This is a genomic window from Alcanivorax sp. MD8A (assembly GCF_002888555.1).
GTDB lineage: Bacteria > Pseudomonadota > Gammaproteobacteria > Pseudomonadales > Alcanivoracaceae > Alcanivorax.
Map to the genome: position 1 here is coordinate 84,363 of NZ_AQOQ01000012.1, position 16,649 is coordinate 101,011.

The following is a 16,649-nucleotide window of genomic DNA, read 5'->3' on the forward strand; positions in this document are numbered from 1 at the left end:
CATGCCGCAGGCCAATCAGCTAAGGCTACGGCTGACAGGCAGTGAGTCACACAGCTGTCATGAATTTGGTCGCGAGTATAGAGAAAGCGGGCGGGGCTGTCAGGGGGTCAATGTTACAGTTACAGTACCCAGAGCTTCCCTAATAATGATAAAGGGTGAGGTTTGGTCAATCCTGCCCTGTAGAGACTCGGAGAGTATTTGTGAACGCCACTGCCAAACCTGCGGTACCGGATGGATTGCTGATTGATGTGCGTTGGCTGATGCGCGAGCTGCTGGATGAAGGGCGTGTGAGCCAGGAGGACTTCAATGTTATCTCCACCACGCCGCGGGAGAAGAAGGAGCTGAACTGGCACCCGATCCAGGTGCTGGCCAAGTACCGGCTGACCGATCGCAGCGATACCCACCAGTTGCTGGATGTGGATTTTCTCACCGACTGGCTGGGCGAGCGCGCCAGCATGAAGGTGTACCACATTGACCCCTTGAAGGTGCATGTGGACCAGGTGACCAACGTGATGAGCTATGCCTTTGCCGAGCGGCACGGCATTGTCGCGGTGGAGGTGCAGCGTGACAAGGTAGTGGTGGCCTGTGATCAGCCTTTCCTGCAGGACTGGAAGGGGCATCTGCAGCAGGTGCTGCGTGACCGTGAGCTGGAGGTGGTGCTGGCCAACCCGGAGCAGCTTCGCCGTTACCGCATCGAGTTCTACAATCTCAGCCGCTCTATCGCCGGAGCCACGGGCAATACTGGTCAGGAGATGTCCGGGATTACCAACTTCGAGCAGCTGCTGGAAGTGGGGAAGGGGCACCACGATGCGGACGATCAGCACATCGTCAATATTGTGGACTGGATCCTGCAGTACGCTTTTTCCCAGCGCGCCAGCGACATCCATCTGGAGCCGCGACGGGAAACCGGCAAGATGCGTTTCCGCATTGATGGGGTGCTGCACGATGTTTACGAACTGCCGGCGGCCATCATGGCGGCGGTGACCAGCCGTCTGAAGATTCTCAGCCGCTTGAATGTGGCGGAAAAACGCAAACCCCAGGATGGTCGTTTGAAAACCAAAAGCCCGGACGGGGACGAGGTGGAGCTTCGCCTTTCCACATTGCCCACGGCATTCGGGGAGAAGATGGTCATGCGGGTGTTTGACCCGGATGTACTGGTGCGCAGTTTCGAGCAAATGGGGTTTACCCGTGAGGATCATGACACCTGGCACAGCATGACCCAGCATCCCCATGGCATTATCTTCGTCACCGGTCCCACCGGGTCGGGCAAGACCACAACCCTGTACTCCACCCTCAAGCAGCTGGCCACCAGTGAGGTCAATGTCTGCACTATTGAAGACCCCATCGAGATGGTGGAGCCGAGCTTTAACCAGATGCAGGTTCAGGCGAATATCGATGTGAACTTCGCCCAGGGGGTGAAGGCCATGCTGCGTCAGGATCCGGACATCATCATGATTGGTGAGATTCGCGATCTGGCCACGGCAGACATGGCGATTCAGGCGGCACTGACAGGCCACCTGGTGTTGTCCACCCTGCATACCAACGATGCACCCTCGTCGATTACCCGTCTGGTGGACCTGGGGGTGGCGCCATACATGATTTCGGCCACGGTACTGGGGGTCATGGCACAGCGTTTGGTGCGAACCCTGTGTCCGCACTGCAAGGCTCCGGTGGCGCCGAATGCCCAGGCCTGGGAGGAACTGGTGCGCCCCTTCAAGATGAAAATGCCGGAGAGTATCAACCGTCCGGTAGGGTGCCTGGAGTGCCGTGGAACGGGCTACCTGGGGCGCATGGGTGTCTACGAAACGATGCCCCTTAATAGTGCCTTGAAGGGGCAAATCACTCGTGGTGGAGATCTGGAGGCGCTGACCCGGCAAGCGTTGAAGAACGGTATGAAACCGCTGCGAATCAGTGGCGCCATGAAAGTCGCCAAGGGGTTGACCACCATTGAGGAGGTGATGCGGGTGACTCCGTCCCAGGATATTTTGCTGGGGTGAAGCAGCCATGAGCTGTGAGCTGTGAGCTGTGAGCTGTGAGCTGTGAGCTATGAGCTGCGAGACGCGGTCAGGCGTGTCAGGTGTTGAGAGTATGGAGTCCGAGATCAACGGTTAAGGTGTATCCCAGAACCTGGCCCCGGGCTCTTGGTGCGCGGGCAGTGCATTGTCGTAACCACAAGCTTTTCCCGCGCCTCGCAGCTCATAGCTCACAGCTCGCAGCTATTGATTCCCGCTTGTAGCTTGCCCCGTCGCATACGACAATAGCGCCCCATGAATGAACCCCAATATCAGTCCCTCCCCGATGAACTGTCGGTGCTGGTCAGCCAGCACTGGCAATCGTTCGTTGAGTCCGGCCATGTCATGCCGCCCGTCCTCCATGACGATCTGCCTCGTGTCTGGGCCGGCTCCGACTATGTGGCCACCCAGTTTCAGCGTGACCCGGAGTTGGGGCAATGGTTGGCCGACAGCGACCTGGCTCAGCCGCTGACGGCGGATGGGCTTTGCCAGCAGGTGCGTGAGCGGCTGGCTGATTGCGACAGTGAAGATGAGCTGAAGCGGCGAATCCGTCGTCTGCGGCACCGCCATATGGTGCGTATCATCTGGCGAGATCTGGCGGGTATCGGGGATTACCACAGTACGGTGGCAGACCTGTCGTTGCTGGCGGACACCCTGATTCACGAATCGCTGGATTTGCTGTATCGCTGGGCCTGTGCCCGCAGTGGTACCCCGACGGGGCCGGATGGCAAGCCGGTGCAGCTGGTGGTGCTGGCCATGGGCAAGTTGGGGGCCCGTGAACTGAATCTGTCCTCGGACATCGACCTGATCTTTGCCTACGAGCATGAAGGGGAGCTGGAAGGCGAGCGTCGCGCGCTCAGTTACCACCAGTTCTTTGTTCGTCTGGGGCAACAGTTGATCAAGGTGCTCGACCAGACCACCGCCGACGGTTTCGTCTTCCGGGTGGATATGCGTCTGCGTCCCTGGGGCAAGAGTGGGGTGCTGGCCATCGGCTTCGATGCCATGGAAGGGTACTACGAGACTCAGGGGCGTGAGTGGGAACGCTATGCCCTGATCAAGATGCGGCCTGTGGCGGGGGATCTGAAAGCCGGTGCGCGGCTGATCAAGCGCCTTAACCCTTTTGTGTATCGCCGCTATATTGATTACGGCGCGTTCCAGTCGTTGCGGGAAATGAAGGCGCTGATCGAGCGCGAAGTGAACCGCAAGGGCATGCAGGCCGATGTGAAGCTGGGTGCGGGCGGCATCCGTGAGGTGGAGTTTATCGTTCAGGCGTTTCAGCTGATCCGTGGGGGGCAGTTACCGGCCCTGCGCGAGCCCAATCTGGTCAAGGTCTTGCCCCAGCTGGTCGAGCTGGAGCTGTTGCCGGAAGATGTGGCCGATGAGCTGACCGATGCCTATCTGTTTCTGCGTGATGTGGAGCATCGTCTGCAGGCGGTCGGTGACAAACAGACCCAGCGGCTGCCGGACGACCAGCTGGGCTGGCAGCGACTGACCTTTGCCATGGGGTTTTCCGAGCGGACGGCGTTTGAGCGCAAGTTGCGACGCTTCCGGGAAAATGTCCGCCTCCATTTCGGGCAGGTCATTGCCGACCCGGAACAGGAAACCGAAGCGGCCCAGGGGGCAGACCAGGAACTGCTGGATCTGTGGCTGGGCGAACTGGATGACGAGGCTGCCGTGGCCCAACTGGGAGCCATTGGTGTGCTGGAAGCGGAGCAGGTCTATGCACGTCTGAATGCCTTCCGTGACAGCCGAGCGGTGGAAAACATGCAGACGATCAGTCGTGAACGGCTGGATCGCTTGATGCCGCTGATGCTGGAAGCATTGGGCTATCAGGGGCATGGCGATACCACGGCCATGCGCCTGTTCAATTTTGTGGAGGCGGTGCTGCGCCGTAGCGCCTATATCGCGCTGCTGGTGGAAAACCCCGGTGCCCTCACCCAGTTGGTGAAGCTGTCGGGGGCCAGCCCATGGATCGCGGAGCGGTTGGCGTTGCATCCGGTATTGCTGGACGAGCTGCTGGATGTGCGCACCCTGTATTCCCCTCCGGAGCGTGCCGAGCTGGATGATGAGCTGCGCCAGCAATTATTGCGGGTGGCGGAAGATGACCTTGAGCAGCAGATGGAAGTGCTGCGTAACTTCAAGCAAGCCCACCTGCTGCGAGTGGCGGCGTCGGAAGTGACCGAAGTGCTGCCGCTGATGAAGGTGAGTGACTACCTCACCTGGTTGGCCGAGAGCATCCTTAATCAGGTAGTGATGCTGGCCTGGGAACCGCTGGTGGAGCGCCACGGTCGCCCGTCGCGGCTCGACGGCCAGCCCTGCAGTCCTGATTTTGTGGTGGTGGGCTACGGCAAGCTGGGCGGCATTGAGCTGGGCCATAACTCGGATCTGGACCTGGTCTTCCTGCACGATGCTGCCAGTGGCGGCATGACCGATGGGGAGAAGTCGGTCTCCAACGAGCAATTCTATGCCCGTCTTGGCCAGCGTATCGTGCACATTCTTTCCACCCGTACCATGAGCGGCCAGCTGTATGAGGTGGATACCCGCCTGCGTCCCTCTGGCAGTGCCGGGTTGCTGGTGAGCTCCATGGATGCGTTCGAAAAATACCAGCTCAACGATGCCTGGACCTGGGAGCATCAGGCTCTGGTGCGGGCCAGGGTGGTGGCCGGGTGTAGTCGTTCCCGTCAGCGATTTGATGACATTCGGCACAAGGTCCTTTGCCGGGAGAGAGCGCTGCAGGGGCTGCGCGACGATGTGCTCGCCATGCGCAGCAAGATGGTGGATCACCTCAGCGACAAGAGCGAGGCGCAATTCCACCTCAAGCAGGACCCCGGAGGTATCGTTGATATCGAATTTATGGTGCAATATGGCGTTCTGAGATGGGCCTCCTCCCACGGTGAACTGACCCGATTCACCGATAATGTGCGGCTGCTCGAAACACTGGCTGCACTGGACATTATGTCGGCGCAGGACGCCGGCCTGCTGCGGGAAGCGTACCTCGCTTACCGATCCGCGGCTCATCGCGCTTCGTTGCGCAAAGAAAAATCCATCGTCGACGACACCCAGTTTCGCGATTTACGCGACGGTGTGCGTGCGATCTGGAAGCAATGGTTTGACCTGACGGATTGACCCGCAGGTCCTCAGCTCTGGGAGTATCACTGCCATGTCGATGGCTGTAAGAGACGGTTTTATCTGGTTGGATGGCGAACTGGTTCCCTGGCAGGAGGCCAAAGTGCATGTGCTGACGCACACCCTGCACTATGGCATGGGCGTGTTCGAAGGGGTGCGAGCCTATGAAACCGCCACGGGTCCGGCGATTTTCCGCCTGAAAGAACACACTGATCGCCTGTTCAACAGTGCTCACATCATGAACATGAAGATCCCGTTCACCAAGGACGAGGTCAATGCGGCACAGCTGGCGGCGGTGAAATCCAACAACCTGCCCCACGCCTACCTGCGCCCGATGGTGTTTTACGGAAGTGAAGGCATGGGGCTGCGCGCCCACAACCTGCAGGTCCACCTGATGGTGGCGGCCTGGGAATGGCCGGCCTACATGTCGCCGGAAGCCCTGGAGCTGGGCATCAAGGTGCGCACCTCCAGCTACACCCGCCATCACGTGAACATCACCATGTGCAAGGCGAAGGCCAACGGCAACTACATCAACTCCATGCTGGCCCTGAACGAAGCACTGTCCGGCGGCGCTGATGAAGCGCTGCTGCTGGACAATGAAGGCTATGTGGCAGAAGGCTCTGGCGAGAACATTTTCGTCATCAAGGACAAGGTGCTGTATACCCCGGAGCTGACGTCCTGCCTGGATGGCATTACCCGCAAGACCATCATCCAGCTGGCAGAAGAACGCGGTTACACCGTGCGTGAAAAGCGTATTACCCGTGACGAAATCTACGTGGCGGACGAAGCCTTCTTCACTGGCACGGCTGCCGAAGTGACCCCGATCCGCGAACTGGATGGTCGTATCATCGGCGAAGGCAAGCGTGGCCCGATCACTGAGCAGTTGCAGGCGGTGTACTTCGATCTGGTACGCGGCAAACTGGACGACCAGTACGGAGACTGGCTCACTTACGTGGGCTAAATCCGCGGATGTCTCAGACGCCGTCTGCCATCCTTGTCGTCGGCCCGTCCTGGGTCGGCGACATGGTCATGGCACAAACCCTGTTCTCTGAACTGCGTCGCCAATACCCTGAGTGTGCCATTGATGTGCTGGCGCCCGCCTGGTGCCGGCCATTGCTGTCGCGCATGCCGGAAGTGCGAGACGCTCTGTCGTTGCCGTTCGATCATGGTGACCTGAAACTGGGCGAGCGCCATGCGCTGGGTAAGCGTTTGCGTGGCCAGTATCAGCAAGCCTATGTGCTCCCCAATTCCCTCAAGTCGGCGCTGGTGCCCTGGTCGGCGCGGATCCCGGTGCGTACCGGTTGGCGCGGCGAAATGCGTTACGGCTTGCTTAACGATGTGCGCAAGCTGGACAAGGACGCCTACCCGTTGATGGTGCAGCGTTTTGTGGCGCTGGCGTTGCCTGCCGATGCGCCGGTTCCGGGTTTGGAAAGCATCAAGGCGCCGCACCTGGACGTGAGTGAAGATGCCCGCCGTGCGGCCATGGACAGCCATGGGCTGAATACTGACAAACCGGTGTTGGGGCTGTGCCCCGGTGCGGAGTTTGGCCCTGCCAAGCGCTGGCCGGAACATCACTATGCGGCGGTGGCGCAGCACTGGATCGATAATGGTGGTCAGGTATGGATCTTCGGTTCTGCCAAGGATAAGCCGGTGGCGGATACCATCGTCGATTCCCTGACCGACGAGAGCCGTGACCAGGCCGTGGTGCTGGCGGGTAATACCTCCCTGGAAGAGGCGGTAGACCTGCTTTCGGCCACCACGGCGGTGGTTAGCAATGACTCCGGTTTGATGCACATTGCCGCGGCGCTCAAACGGCCGCTGGTGTCGGTGTACGGTTCCACGTCGCCGGGCTTTACGCCGCCGCTGGGTGACCGGGTGGCCGTGGTACGATTGGGGCTGGAATGCAGTCCCTGTTTCAAGCGCGAGTGCCCGTTGGGGCATCTGGATTGCCTGCGCCAGTTGCCACCCTCGCAGGTAATTGATGCACTTCAGCAGCTTGAAACTGCCGATGCCTGACCGGTGAAGCCATGCGCGTGCTCCTGATCAAGACCTCTTCCATGGGGGATGTGATTCATACCCTGCCGGCCCTGACCGATGCGCTGGCGGCCGTCCCGACCCTGCAGGTTGACTGGGTGGTGGAAGAGGCCTTTGCCGAGTTGGCGCAACGCCATCCGGCGGTGGTCAATGTCTTTCCCTGTGCGCTGCGGCGGTGGCGCAAGCATCCCCTCAAGGCACGTCGGTCCGGCGAATGGGCCGCCTTCAAGGCAGCGCTACAAGCCGTTAAGTATGATGCGGTGATCGATGCTCAAGGGCTGATCAAAAGTGCTTTTGTCACTCGCCTGGCTCGCGGCCCGAAGTTTGGTCTGGACAAGCATTCCGCCCGTGAGGGGCTGTCTGCAAGAGTGTTGGATCATCCCCTGTCGGTGGTGCGGGGGCAGCACGCCATTCAACGTGTGCGCCAGCTGTTTTCGCAGGCGCTGAATTACCCCCTGCCTGACGCCGCACCGGACTATGGATTGCCTCGCGACCATGTCCCTGCCCCGCTCAGTCAGCCGGCGGAACTGGTGTTCTGTCATGGCACCACCTGGCCGACCAAGCATTACCCCGAGGGGTTCTGGCGGCAATTGCTGGAGCTGGCCACGGCAGAGGGGCACCGGGTGCACTTGCCCTGGGGGAATGACGAGGAGAAAGCCCGGGCCGAGCGCCTCGCTGCGGGGCTGGAGAGGGTCGCGGTGCTGCCGAAAATGGGGCTGGATTCCCTGACCGATAAACTGCTCGGGTGGGATGCCTTTATTGCTGTCGACACGGGCCTTGCCCACCTTGCGGCTGCCGCCGGCTTGCCCGGGGTGGCGCTGTATGGTCCCACCGACCCGGTGTTGACCGGTGTGCAGGGGGTCCGGGCGTCGTCACTGGCGGCCGACTTCCCCTGTGCCCCCTGTGTGCAGGAGAGTTGCACCTATCGCGGAGAGTTGGGTAAAGGGGTGGACCCGCCCTGCTTCAGTACCCTCAAGCCAGAAACTGTCTGGCGGGCGTTGCGGAGGCAGAGCCTGTGAAGTGCGTGATGGTGCTTTACCACTATTTCCCCTGGGGCGGGCTGCAACGGGATTTTGCCCGCATCGCCCGCGAGGCCGTTGCCCGTGGACATCAGGTCCAGGCGCTGGTGAGCGAATGGCAGGGCGAGCCCCTGCACGGCGTCACCATCACAACGGTGCCCGTACGGGGGCGAAGCAACCATGGAAGGATGGCTAGTTTTGCCGCAGGCGTGCAGCAGTATCTCGCTGAGGCCCCTCATGATCGGGTGCTGGGCTTCAATCGTTTGCCGGGTCTGGATGTTTATTTCGCTGCGGACAGCTGTTTTGCAGAACACGTGGCAGGCAAGCCTGGCGTGGTTCGCTGGTTGCCCCGTTATGCCACCTACCTGAAACTGGAGCAGCAGGTGGTCGCAGAGTCGGGGCCGCGGCTGTTGTTTCTGAACGAACACCAGCGAGATCAGTACCGGGCGCATTATGCCTTGCCGGAAAGTCGCTACCAGGTGTTGCCGCCGGGCGTGGAAGCGGATCGTCGTCGCCCGGCTAATCATGCGGCGTTGCGCGAACAGATTCGCACGGCACTGGGTGTCGCTTCGGGAGCGCCCTTGCTGTTATTTCTGGGCTCCGGTTTCAAGGTGAAGGGGCTCGATCGCGCGCTGGCGGCTTTCGCCACATTGCCGTCGCAGGCGCATTTGATGATTGTGGGCAATGACGAGGCCGCACCTTACCTGCGTGATCTGCAGGCGGCCACCCGTGAGCGAATTCATGTACTGGGTCCCCGTGATGACGTGCCCGCCCTGATGCAAGGGGCGGATCTGTTGTTGCATCCGGCCTATCGGGAGTCGGCGGGGATGGTGTTGCTGGAGGCAACGGTGGCCGGGTTACCGGTGTTGACCACGGATACCTGTGGCTATGCCCGCTATGTGCAGGAGGCAGGGTCTGGAGAGGTGATTGCCTCGCCGTTCGAGCAGGCTGCATTGAATGCGATGCTGCAGACCATGGTCGAGCGTGTGCCGGGTGAATGGCAGGCAAATGCGTTGCGTTATGCCGAGTCTCCGCAGTTGTATCAGCTTGCACAGAATGTGGTGGATGCGGTGGAGGTCGGGCGATGAAACTGTTTCTGCGCGATGACATGTCTGCCCTGTGGGGCGATGAGGACCCCTTTGAACAGGCGGCTGCCCAGCAAGGCGAGATTTTCCGTGCCCGCGAAGGTCGGCGCACGCTGCGATTCGTGGGAAACGGGCGCAGTTACTTCCTCAAGTATCACGCGGGTATCGGCTGGAAAGAAATTTTCAAGAATCTGACCCAGGGAAAGCTGCCGGTGCTTGGGGCCATGGATGAAGTCAGGGCGATCGAAGCGGTCAGAAATGCCGGGCTGGACACCATGACGGTGGCGGCCTTCGGCAGCCGGGGCGTTAATCCGGCCGGGGTCGAATCCTTTATCGTTACCGATGATCTGAGCGGTACCCTGAGCCTGGAAGACGTGGGCGAAGAATGGGTGTCCAGTGGGCACACTCCTGTGCTGTTCAAGCGCGCCTTGATTTTGCGGGTCGCACAGATCGCTCGCGATATGCATCGCGCCGGGATCAATCACAGGGATTTCTATCTGGCGCATTTTTTGATGCCGGAACAGGATGTGCGACGGGAAAACAGCGATGCACCCCTGTTCCTGATTGATTTGCACCGTTCCCAGGTGCGCCGGTCGGTGCCTCGTCGCTGGCAGGTGAAAGACCTGGGAGGGTTGTATTTCTCGACGGCTCGCTTTGGCATGACACGCCGTGATCTGCTGAGGTTCATCCGAGCCTATAGCGGCAAGCCATTGCGTGAGGCTCTGTCTGATGCGGGCCTTTGGCAGTCTGCCCGTCGCGAGGCAGAAAAAATCTATCGCCGTTATTTCGAAGTTGAGCCGCAATTGCCGCTACAGTTCAACGAACACCCGGGCAAGGATATATGATGGCCGTTCTTCCGCCCGTTTCCGTAGATACGCTGCTGGCGGATCGCGCTCCAGCCCTTCCCGCAGTGCTGCAACTTCCGTCTGGCGACGTGGTGTTGCGCTCCCTTCTCCGGTTTATGCCGGAACGGCGGGCCATATTTTCGGGCGAGCGAGCGGATGGCACGGCGGTCATTATCAAGGTGTTTTCTGACGCGACACGCTCCCGTCAGGAGTTTGATGCCGAAAAAAAACGACTGGCAATATTGCAGGCCCGCAAGGTGGCAGCCACCCGCGTTATTGCAGAAGCCTCATTCCCGGGTGGGGCGGTCCTGTTGCTCTCTCACCTGGGTGAGCAGTCGGCAAAGGACTGCCTGTCGCAGGGAAAAGAGAAAAATGTCGGTATTGCTCTCCAGTTAGTCGCCTTGACGGCAGAGATGCATGACCGTGGTCTGATCCAGAAAGATATCCATCTGAATAATTTCATGCGCTACCGGGACGACTGGCATGTCATTGATGCCGGTGCCATTGAGTGTCAGGAATCATCGATAACCGGTTCGAAAGCACTGGAAAATCTCAGTCTGTTACTGGCCCAGTTTCCTCCGCTGAGCCTGCCAGTAGCCAGTGACGTAGCCAAGGCATACGGCGACCGGTTTTCATCTCGTGAAATCTCCCAGAACCTGGCCAGGGTAAGACGCAAGCGGCTACGAAGTCTGGTAAAGAAATCCCTGCGTGATTGCACCGAGTTTCAGCGTGTTGAGCGTGGTGTGCTGGCGGGCATGTGCCGACGCGAAGACCTCACGGCTGTGGAAGCATTGCTGGCTGAGGGGGTGGATGCGTCGTTGCTGCAGGGGGAATGTCTCAAGGACGGTAACAGTGCTACGGTCTGGCGAGCCGCGCCGGGTGCTGAGACAGTCGTTATCAAGCGATACAATCTGAAAAGTCTCACCAAACGGTTGGCTCGGCAGTTCCGTAGCCGTGCCAGAAATTCGTGGATGAATGCGGCTTTTCTGAATTTGGTGCATGTCAGTACACCGCGCGCGCTGTGTTGGTTGTCCGAAAAACAGGGGCCGTTTGTTGGCAGGGAATATCTTGTCTGCGCCAACGTAAATGGAAAGATGCTGCCCGAGCTGTGTGAGCAGGGTGGGGTGGAGCGCGAGCAGGCCCTGAAACAGATGGCGGATTTCTTTGCCACCATGTTGTTGATGCGCTTTAGTCATGGGGATAGCAAGTACACCAATTTCCTGTTTGTAGAGGGTGAGCTGCAGGTGATCGACCTGGATGGCATGGTGCGATTCGCCGGCCAGAATCTGGAGAAAGACCTGGCGAGCCAACGACGGCGCTTGTTCGAAAGTTGGCGTCCCAGGGAATCTCTGGCCCCAGCAGCAATGAAAGAATTTGATGATTTTTATCAGGCTCGCCTGAAGACAATAGAGAGTTGGTTATGAAGACCCTGGTCGTGTCCACGGATGGAAAACTGATGGTAACTCGCCCGCTATGGGCAGCGGCACGGCAGTTTTTCGATTTCGATCACGTGGAAGTAACCCGTGAGCATGGTCTGGAAGCGTATTTTAATGAGGCGGACTTTTCAGGTTATGACCGTGTGATTGCGGATACCAATCTGCGCAGACTGGGGCGGCGCTACCAGTGTCTGAAACGTGCGCCAGGGCTCGTGGTGTTTGATCATGACGTTTGCCAGAACAATGTCAGAACCAGTGAGTGGTATCGTCGTTACCCGGCGGTGCTGAGGGACCTGGGTGAGGTCCGGATTATCGTGTCTGGGTCGGCGCTGGCGGAACAGTTACAGGAAGAAGGAATTGATGCCTGTTACCTTCCTAAAGGGTACGACGATACCGTGATCCAGCCCGTTGATACTCCTCGTACCGAAGACTGTGCGTTTGTCGGTCGTGTGAAAAACAAGGTCTACAAGGCGCGTAAACGTTTTCTGCTCCGGCAGGAGAAGCTCGGCAAGGTGGCGTTACTGCGCGCCGAGCCAGGCGAAGCCTATAATCGGCTCCTCAACCAGATCCGTTTTTTTGTGAGCGCGGATATTGGTTTCGGCGAGTACATGATCAAGAATTTCGAAGCGATGGCTGCGGGGTGTGTGCTGGTGGCCTGGCGACAACCACCACAGGAGCAGCAGGCGCTGGGTTTTGTAGAGGGCGAGAATGTACTGTTATACAGCAGCGAGGCTGAGCTGCATGACAAACTGACCTGGCTGCACGCCAACCCGGACAAGGCTGATGCCATCGCCCGGGCCGGTCAGCGGCTGGTTTCGCAGCAGCACACCTGGACCGAACGGGCCAGATGCTTTCCCGCCTTGCTGGCGCCGGCGATCCGGCAGGCCCCTGCCGTGAACTGGATAGATAAATGGAAGATTATGGGGGCAGGAAAATGAGTGCACGCAACCTGCATGTTGTCGGTTGTCCGCGCAGCGGGACGACGCTGATGGCGGAAATGCTGGTGGCCTGTTACCCCCATGAGGCGCATTCCGAACATGAAGAAACCCTGTTTAAAGTGGCGCCCCATGCGGAAGGCATAAGGCTGTCAAAAAAGCCCAATGACATCCTGTGGATGGCCCCGGTTCTAAAGCGGGATCCATCGCTCCACGTCATTGCGATGCTGCGGGATCCGCGTTCGGTGATTTGCAGTATGCACAAGGCCTGGCCTGGTATGTATTTCTGCAACTACCCGGTATGGAAGCGGGCAGAGAAAGGGGCTGCGGGCATTGCCGATCACCCCAGGGTGTTGCTAATACGCTATGAAGATCTGGTTCGTGATCCCATGGCAGTACAGGCGCAGATCGAGCAGCGATTCCCCTTTCTGGAGAGAGGCCACGACTTCAGTCGTTTTCACGAGGTGGCTCAGTCCGGTGAAGATGCCCAGAATGCGCTGGGAGGCGTGAGGGAAGTGGATCAATCCCGGATCGCGGGCTGGACGTCGCACCTTCCGCGGCTTAAGCAGCAGGTGGAGCGTTATCCAGAGTTGGTAACGGATCTGGTGCGCCATGGCTATGAAAAGGATGATCAATGGCTGGACCTCTTGAAGGATGTCCAGCCGGAAAACTTCCCTTGTCGTTATTCCGATTCATCGGAGTTCTGGAAGCATCTGGAACAAAAGCTCCGTTTTGCCGGGAAGCGTAGGCGTTACTTCAAGGCGAGAGGATTGTAGTCATGCAACAGTGGCGTGAGAGCCTGTTTCTCGGGTTGGCGAATCATCTCCCGAGGCTGAAGTTCAGTGACAAGATTCGCTGGTTGCTACTCAAGGCCGCAGGGTTTCGTATGGCTGGTCGTTCGACGGTGTATGGTCCTGTGGTTCTGCGGCCAATTGGGGGGGCGACCAGAGTGACGATTGGCAAAGGCTGCTTCATTAACACGGAGGTTCGATTTGCCTGCCCCAAGGCCCCGATCACATTGGGCGAGTGCTGCCGTATTGGCCCTCGGGTGTGCTTTGAAGGCGCCCAGCACAGCTTGTATTTGAATGACGACGAACGTCGCGGTACGACCGGGGCGCCGATCACCGTTGGCAGGGATGTCTGGATTGGTGCCGGCGCGATTGTGACGGCGGGAGTTGAGATCGGCGATGGGGCGGTTGTTGCGGCGGGGGCAGTAGTAACCCGGTCGGTGCTGCCCTTTACTCTGGTGGGCGGTGTGCCCGCCAAAGAGTTAAAAGATCTTAGTCAGCGTCCCGCTGATCACTAAAGGCTTTTTCGCGGCCATCGGTATCGCTGGCCAAGTTCCCTCAGATACAACTCGATCTTACGCAGTGTTCGGCTGTTATCTTTTTGTTTGTGTTTCCGGTTTTTGTTCTTCTGTCGCCCTGTTTCGAGGTTGGACTGACTGGACTGAACCGAGCAAAGCCCCGCCGCCTTGGGTACGACAGCAAACATATCCAGATCTTTCTTTATCCATCCACCGGAAACAAAGTCGTCGGCTGGCAGATGAAACGTTTCGCTGAGTTCCAGCAGCTTCTTCGCGCCTTCAGGGGTCAGCATATAAGCGGCAAGACAGTAAGCCCTGCGATTGGCAAATTTGGCTAACCGAAAGGTCTCATCCAGTCTCTGCTGTTGCCACACAGACGGGACGCACTTCGAGTAATAGAGCATGGCGAGTTCCCATCGCCTGGTTGGCACAGATAATAGCTCGCATACTTTTGCGGAATCTTGATCAAGCTTGGCGTCGCCCTCAAGAATTAGTGAGGGTTGATTGGATCGTGCTGCTTCTTTCCATGCATTCCGATGACTCAGGAAACAGCCAATTTCCCCAGGAGACAAGTCTCTACCCAGGATTGATTTGGACTTTTGGTGGTTAAAGCCGGCTTCATGCCAGCGATTTTGTGGGACGGGCGGGGAGGTCCGGACCAGCTTGTAGTGTAAACCCAAGCCAGACAGCATCTCGTCGAGATGCTTGCGCCGCTCAATCTCGGTGGGTTGTGCGATTGCCAGGATGTTAAAAGGCTGTTTACTGGGCGGCATCAGGTCTCCCGCTCTTGGGTTTACAGGTCAAAAACAACATGAGTAACGGAAGCCACGTATACAGCCAGAAACTATTTGGTGGACGAACCGGGTACACCCCCTCAAAGCATTGGGCTGTGAGCCCAAATAACAGTATATAAAGCCAAATGCTTCCGGTGGATGGTTTTTTGCCATGCTGTCTGACAGATGCAATGACCAGGCAGATAAACAGCCCCAGACTGATTAGCCCGCCCCTGAGGACCAGGGCGAAATACAAGCTGTGAGGTTCCAGTTTCTGATTCAGGGTTTCAGAGAAGATGGTAATGCTACCGGACAGGCCCGCGCCCCACAGCCAGTGGAAACCGGGGTTCTTGTCCAAAAATTCCATCCACAAGGAGGGGCGGTGTGTCAGTAGCCTGTCCGCATTCAGCATGCCGCCCGCCATCAGTAAAAGAATGATGATGCCGGTGAAGGCAACAGTGAGCATCCATAAGCAAGCCAGGCGTGATTTGCCTAGCTCAAACAACACGGCAAAGGGAAGGGCGACGGCCAGAGCCAGCATGGCTGAGCGGCTATAGGCAAAGTAGATGGCAAACAGGAAGGGGATAACAACCAGGGCCCCGATTGCAGAAGGTTTCTTTATCAGATGAACCGTCAACAGGAGTAATCCAACTGACAAAGCGAGTCCGGCTTCGTTCGGGTTGTCGGCGAGATTGCCAAGCCCCGGGGTGCCGTGGGGCAGTTGGCCGCTCTGGCTGAGCGCCACAAAGTAAAGCGCCAGCGCGGTGATGCTGCTTGCTAACAGGAGGGTGGGTAACGCCTGATAAATGTTGGGCCAGCGACACGACAGATGATAGACCGCTAGCGCGAGACTGAGCACTAACAGCACGCCCTTCAGATTTTTTCGCAACGTATCTACTACATCAGTGGCTACCCAGGCAGAGGGTAAGTACAGCAATACCAGTACCAGCAGAAGCCAAAGCAGTCGACGGTTGTTAGACAGGTAATAGGATCGGAAGTGAAAAAAGCTGAAATACAGTGTGGGTAGTATCAGCCCGATATACAGCGTCAGGTATTGCGACTTGCTGGAGGGGGCCAGGAAGAATCCGCAGACATAAAGCAGCAACCCAAAGAGTAGCCACAAAGAGAAAAAGTGCTCGATTCGTGAATTGGAGAGAGTCATTAGTAGCGTTTGGGCTGCCCTGCGGGTTGATGCTTGAAACGTTTATGTACCCATAAATACTGCTCAGGCTGCTTGCGCACATAGTGTTCGATTGTGCGGTTGATGCGGGCGGTATCCTGTTCGTCGTCGCCGCAGGGGAACCCCTCCAGTGCCGGACCAAACTCGATTTCGTACTGCCCGCCGGGTAACCGGTAGTGGGCACAGGGAACAACCGCAGCGTTGCCCATTCTGGCAATGCGGGAGGTAGCGGTAATGGTGGCGGCGGGGATGCCGAAGAAAGGAACAAACACGGCGTGGGCAATGCCGTAGTCCTGGTCAGGGGCATACCAGAGGATCTGGCCATTCTTGAGGAGTCGCACCATCTGGCGAATGTCAGAGCGCTTTACCGAGCTTGCCATGTAATTGCTGCGCCCCTTATTGATCAGGCGGTCAATGACCGGGTTGTCATTGGGACGATAGACACCATGGAAATCCACTCCGTAGCCGAGTAACCGGCTCCCCACATCCAGGCTGTTGAAATGCATGCCCAGCAGTAAAACTCCGCGCCCTTCGGCTTGCGCCTTCTCGATGTGCTCCATGCCTGTAATGGTGAGGCGTTTATCCAGATTGATGCGGTGGTTGCTGAAGCTGCCAGCCATTTCCAGAATGGCTTCGCCGGTACTGATGACGCTGCGTTTTGCCAACGCTTCCTGCTCTTCGCGAGACAGTTCCGGAAAGCACAGGCGGATATTGGTGAGGGCAATATGGCGCCGTTTTTTGACAAGGTGCCAGCCCAGGTGGCCAACGCCGCGCCCGGTGGCGAGCAGCATATTCCAGGGCAGTTGCCCGACCAGCCAGAACAAAACGATTCCTATCCAGCTGGGGATGAGCCGCGGATCTGACAGGCGTGTGGGGCGTTGTTTTCGTTTTCCCATGG

The 16,649-nt window shown here is 58.4% G+C and carries 14 protein-coding genes; 11 read left to right on the forward strand and 3 right to left on the reverse strand.

The window, feature by feature from the left end:
* The first annotated feature begins 260 nt into the window (after nt 1-260).
* The 11 genes from A15D_RS08410 (at nt 261) to A15D_RS08460 (ending at nt 13,798) form a co-directional block, all read left to right on the forward strand.
* A complete protein-coding gene (locus A15D_RS08410) occupies nt 261-1,997 on the forward strand; it encodes a GspE/PulE family protein (RefSeq protein WP_102791587.1) in 1,737 nt (578 codons plus the stop codon).
* A gap of 270 nt (nt 1,998-2,267) precedes the next feature.
* Nucleotides 2,268-5,138 (forward strand): bifunctional [glutamate--ammonia ligase]-adenylyl-L-tyrosine phosphorylase/[glutamate--ammonia-ligase] adenylyltransferase, encoded by a 2,871-nt coding sequence (gene glnE, locus A15D_RS08415; RefSeq protein ID WP_102791560.1) that lies wholly within the window; start codon nt 2,268-2,270, stop codon nt 5,136-5,138.
* Nucleotides 5,139-5,172: 34 nt separating this feature from the next.
* Nucleotides 5,173-6,099 (forward strand): branched-chain amino acid transaminase, encoded by a 927-nt coding sequence (locus tag A15D_RS08420; protein WP_102791561.1) that lies wholly within the window; start codon nt 5,173-5,175, stop codon nt 6,097-6,099.
* Nucleotides 6,100-6,107: 8 nt separating this feature from the next.
* Entirely contained in the window at nt 6,108-7,154 is a 1,047-nt protein-coding gene (waaF, locus tag A15D_RS08425) for a lipopolysaccharide heptosyltransferase II (protein ID WP_102791562.1), read from the forward strand.
* 11 nt (nt 7,155-7,165) lie between these two features.
* Nucleotides 7,166-8,191: a lipopolysaccharide heptosyltransferase I gene (gene waaC / locus A15D_RS08430; RefSeq protein WP_102791563.1), complete on the forward strand. Its 1,026-nt coding sequence runs from the start codon at nt 7,166-7,168 to the stop codon at nt 8,189-8,191.
* Nucleotides 8,188-9,279 carry a glycosyltransferase family 4 protein gene (locus A15D_RS08435; RefSeq protein WP_102791564.1) on the forward strand — a complete coding sequence of 364 codons (1,092 nt, stop codon included), beginning with the start codon at nt 8,188-8,190 and terminating at the stop codon, nt 9,277-9,279. Before waaC ends, A15D_RS08435 begins: the two co-directional genes overlap by 4 nt.
* Nucleotides 9,276-10,121, forward strand: a complete 846-nt coding sequence (rfaP, locus tag A15D_RS08440; RefSeq protein ID WP_102791565.1) for a lipopolysaccharide core heptose(I) kinase RfaP — start codon at nt 9,276-9,278, stop codon at nt 10,119-10,121. The genes A15D_RS08435 and rfaP overlap by 4 nt, the downstream gene beginning before the upstream one ends.
* Nucleotides 10,121-11,545 carry a hypothetical protein gene (locus A15D_RS08445; RefSeq protein ID WP_102791566.1) on the forward strand — a complete coding sequence of 475 codons (1,425 nt, stop codon included), beginning with the start codon at nt 10,121-10,123 and terminating at the stop codon, nt 11,543-11,545. The genes rfaP and A15D_RS08445 overlap by 1 nt, the downstream gene beginning before the upstream one ends.
* Nucleotides 11,542-12,495: a glycosyltransferase gene (locus A15D_RS08450; RefSeq protein ID WP_102791567.1), complete on the forward strand. Its 954-nt coding sequence runs from the start codon at nt 11,542-11,544 to the stop codon at nt 12,493-12,495. The genes A15D_RS08445 and A15D_RS08450 overlap by 4 nt, the downstream gene beginning before the upstream one ends.
* On the forward strand, nt 12,492-13,268 hold the full coding sequence (locus A15D_RS08455) for a sulfotransferase (protein WP_158245794.1): 777 nt from the start codon (nt 12,492-12,494) through the stop codon (nt 13,266-13,268). Before A15D_RS08450 ends, A15D_RS08455 begins: the two co-directional genes overlap by 4 nt.
* Before the next feature lie 2 nt (nt 13,269-13,270).
* Nucleotides 13,271-13,798, forward strand: coding sequence for a DapH/DapD/GlmU-related protein (locus tag A15D_RS08460; protein ID WP_102791569.1), 528 nt, complete (start codon nt 13,271-13,273; stop codon nt 13,796-13,798).
* Here the strand turns inward: A15D_RS08460 and A15D_RS08465 are convergent.
* The 3 genes from A15D_RS08465 to lpxL are packed head-to-tail and all read right to left on the reverse strand — an operon-like array spanning nt 13,795 to nt 16,647.
* Nucleotides 13,795-14,571, reverse strand: a complete 777-nt coding sequence (locus tag A15D_RS08465) for a glycosyltransferase family 25 protein (protein ID WP_102791570.1) — start codon at nt 14,569-14,571, stop codon at nt 13,795-13,797. The genes A15D_RS08460 and A15D_RS08465 overlap by 4 nt on opposite strands.
* A complete protein-coding gene (locus tag A15D_RS08470; protein WP_102791571.1) occupies nt 14,558-15,733 on the reverse strand; it encodes an O-antigen ligase in 1,176 nt (391 codons plus the stop codon). Before A15D_RS08470 ends, A15D_RS08465 begins: the two co-directional genes overlap by 14 nt.
* Nucleotides 15,733-16,647, reverse strand: coding sequence for an LpxL/LpxP family Kdo(2)-lipid IV(A) lauroyl/palmitoleoyl acyltransferase (lpxL, locus tag A15D_RS08475; RefSeq protein ID WP_102791572.1), 915 nt, complete (start codon nt 16,645-16,647; stop codon nt 15,733-15,735). The genes A15D_RS08470 and lpxL overlap by 1 nt, the downstream gene beginning before the upstream one ends.
* Nucleotides 16,648-16,649 lie beyond the last annotated feature (2 nt).

Excerpts from the sequence above, each read along its gene's own strand:
- A15D_RS08410 (WP_102791587.1), top strand. The coding sequence starts at position 261 with ATGCGCGAGCTGCTGGATGAAGGGCGTGTGAGCCAGGAGGACTTCAAT.
- glnE (WP_102791560.1), top strand. The coding sequence starts at position 2,268 with ATGAATGAACCCCAATATCAGTCCCTCCCCGATGAACTGTCGGTGCTG.
- A15D_RS08420 (WP_102791561.1), top strand. The coding sequence starts at position 5,173 with ATGTCGATGGCTGTAAGAGACGGTTTTATCTGGTTGGATGGCGAACTG.
- waaF (WP_102791562.1), top strand. The coding sequence starts at position 6,108 with ATGTCTCAGACGCCGTCTGCCATCCTTGTCGTCGGCCCGTCCTGGGTC.
- waaC (WP_102791563.1), top strand. The coding sequence starts at position 7,166 with ATGCGCGTGCTCCTGATCAAGACCTCTTCCATGGGGGATGTGATTCAT.
- rfaP (WP_102791565.1), top strand. The coding sequence starts at position 9,276 with ATGAAACTGTTTCTGCGCGATGACATGTCTGCCCTGTGGGGCGATGAG.
- A15D_RS08445 (WP_102791566.1), top strand. The coding sequence starts at position 10,121 with ATGGCCGTTCTTCCGCCCGTTTCCGTAGATACGCTGCTGGCGGATCGC.
- A15D_RS08450 (WP_102791567.1), top strand. The coding sequence starts at position 11,542 with ATGAAGACCCTGGTCGTGTCCACGGATGGAAAACTGATGGTAACTCGC.
- A15D_RS08455 (WP_158245794.1), top strand. The coding sequence starts at position 12,492 with ATGAGTGCACGCAACCTGCATGTTGTCGGTTGTCCGCGCAGCGGGACG.
- A15D_RS08460 (WP_102791569.1), top strand. The coding sequence starts at position 13,271 with ATGCAACAGTGGCGTGAGAGCCTGTTTCTCGGGTTGGCGAATCATCTC.
- A15D_RS08465 (WP_102791570.1), bottom strand. The coding sequence starts at position 14,571 with ATGCCGCCCAGTAAACAGCCTTTTAACATCCTGGCAATCGCACAACCC.
- A15D_RS08470 (WP_102791571.1), bottom strand. The coding sequence starts at position 15,733 with ATGACTCTCTCCAATTCACGAATCGAGCACTTTTTCTCTTTGTGGCTA.
- lpxL (WP_102791572.1), bottom strand. The coding sequence starts at position 16,647 with ATGGGAAAACGAAAACAACGCCCCACACGCCTGTCAGATCCGCGGCTC.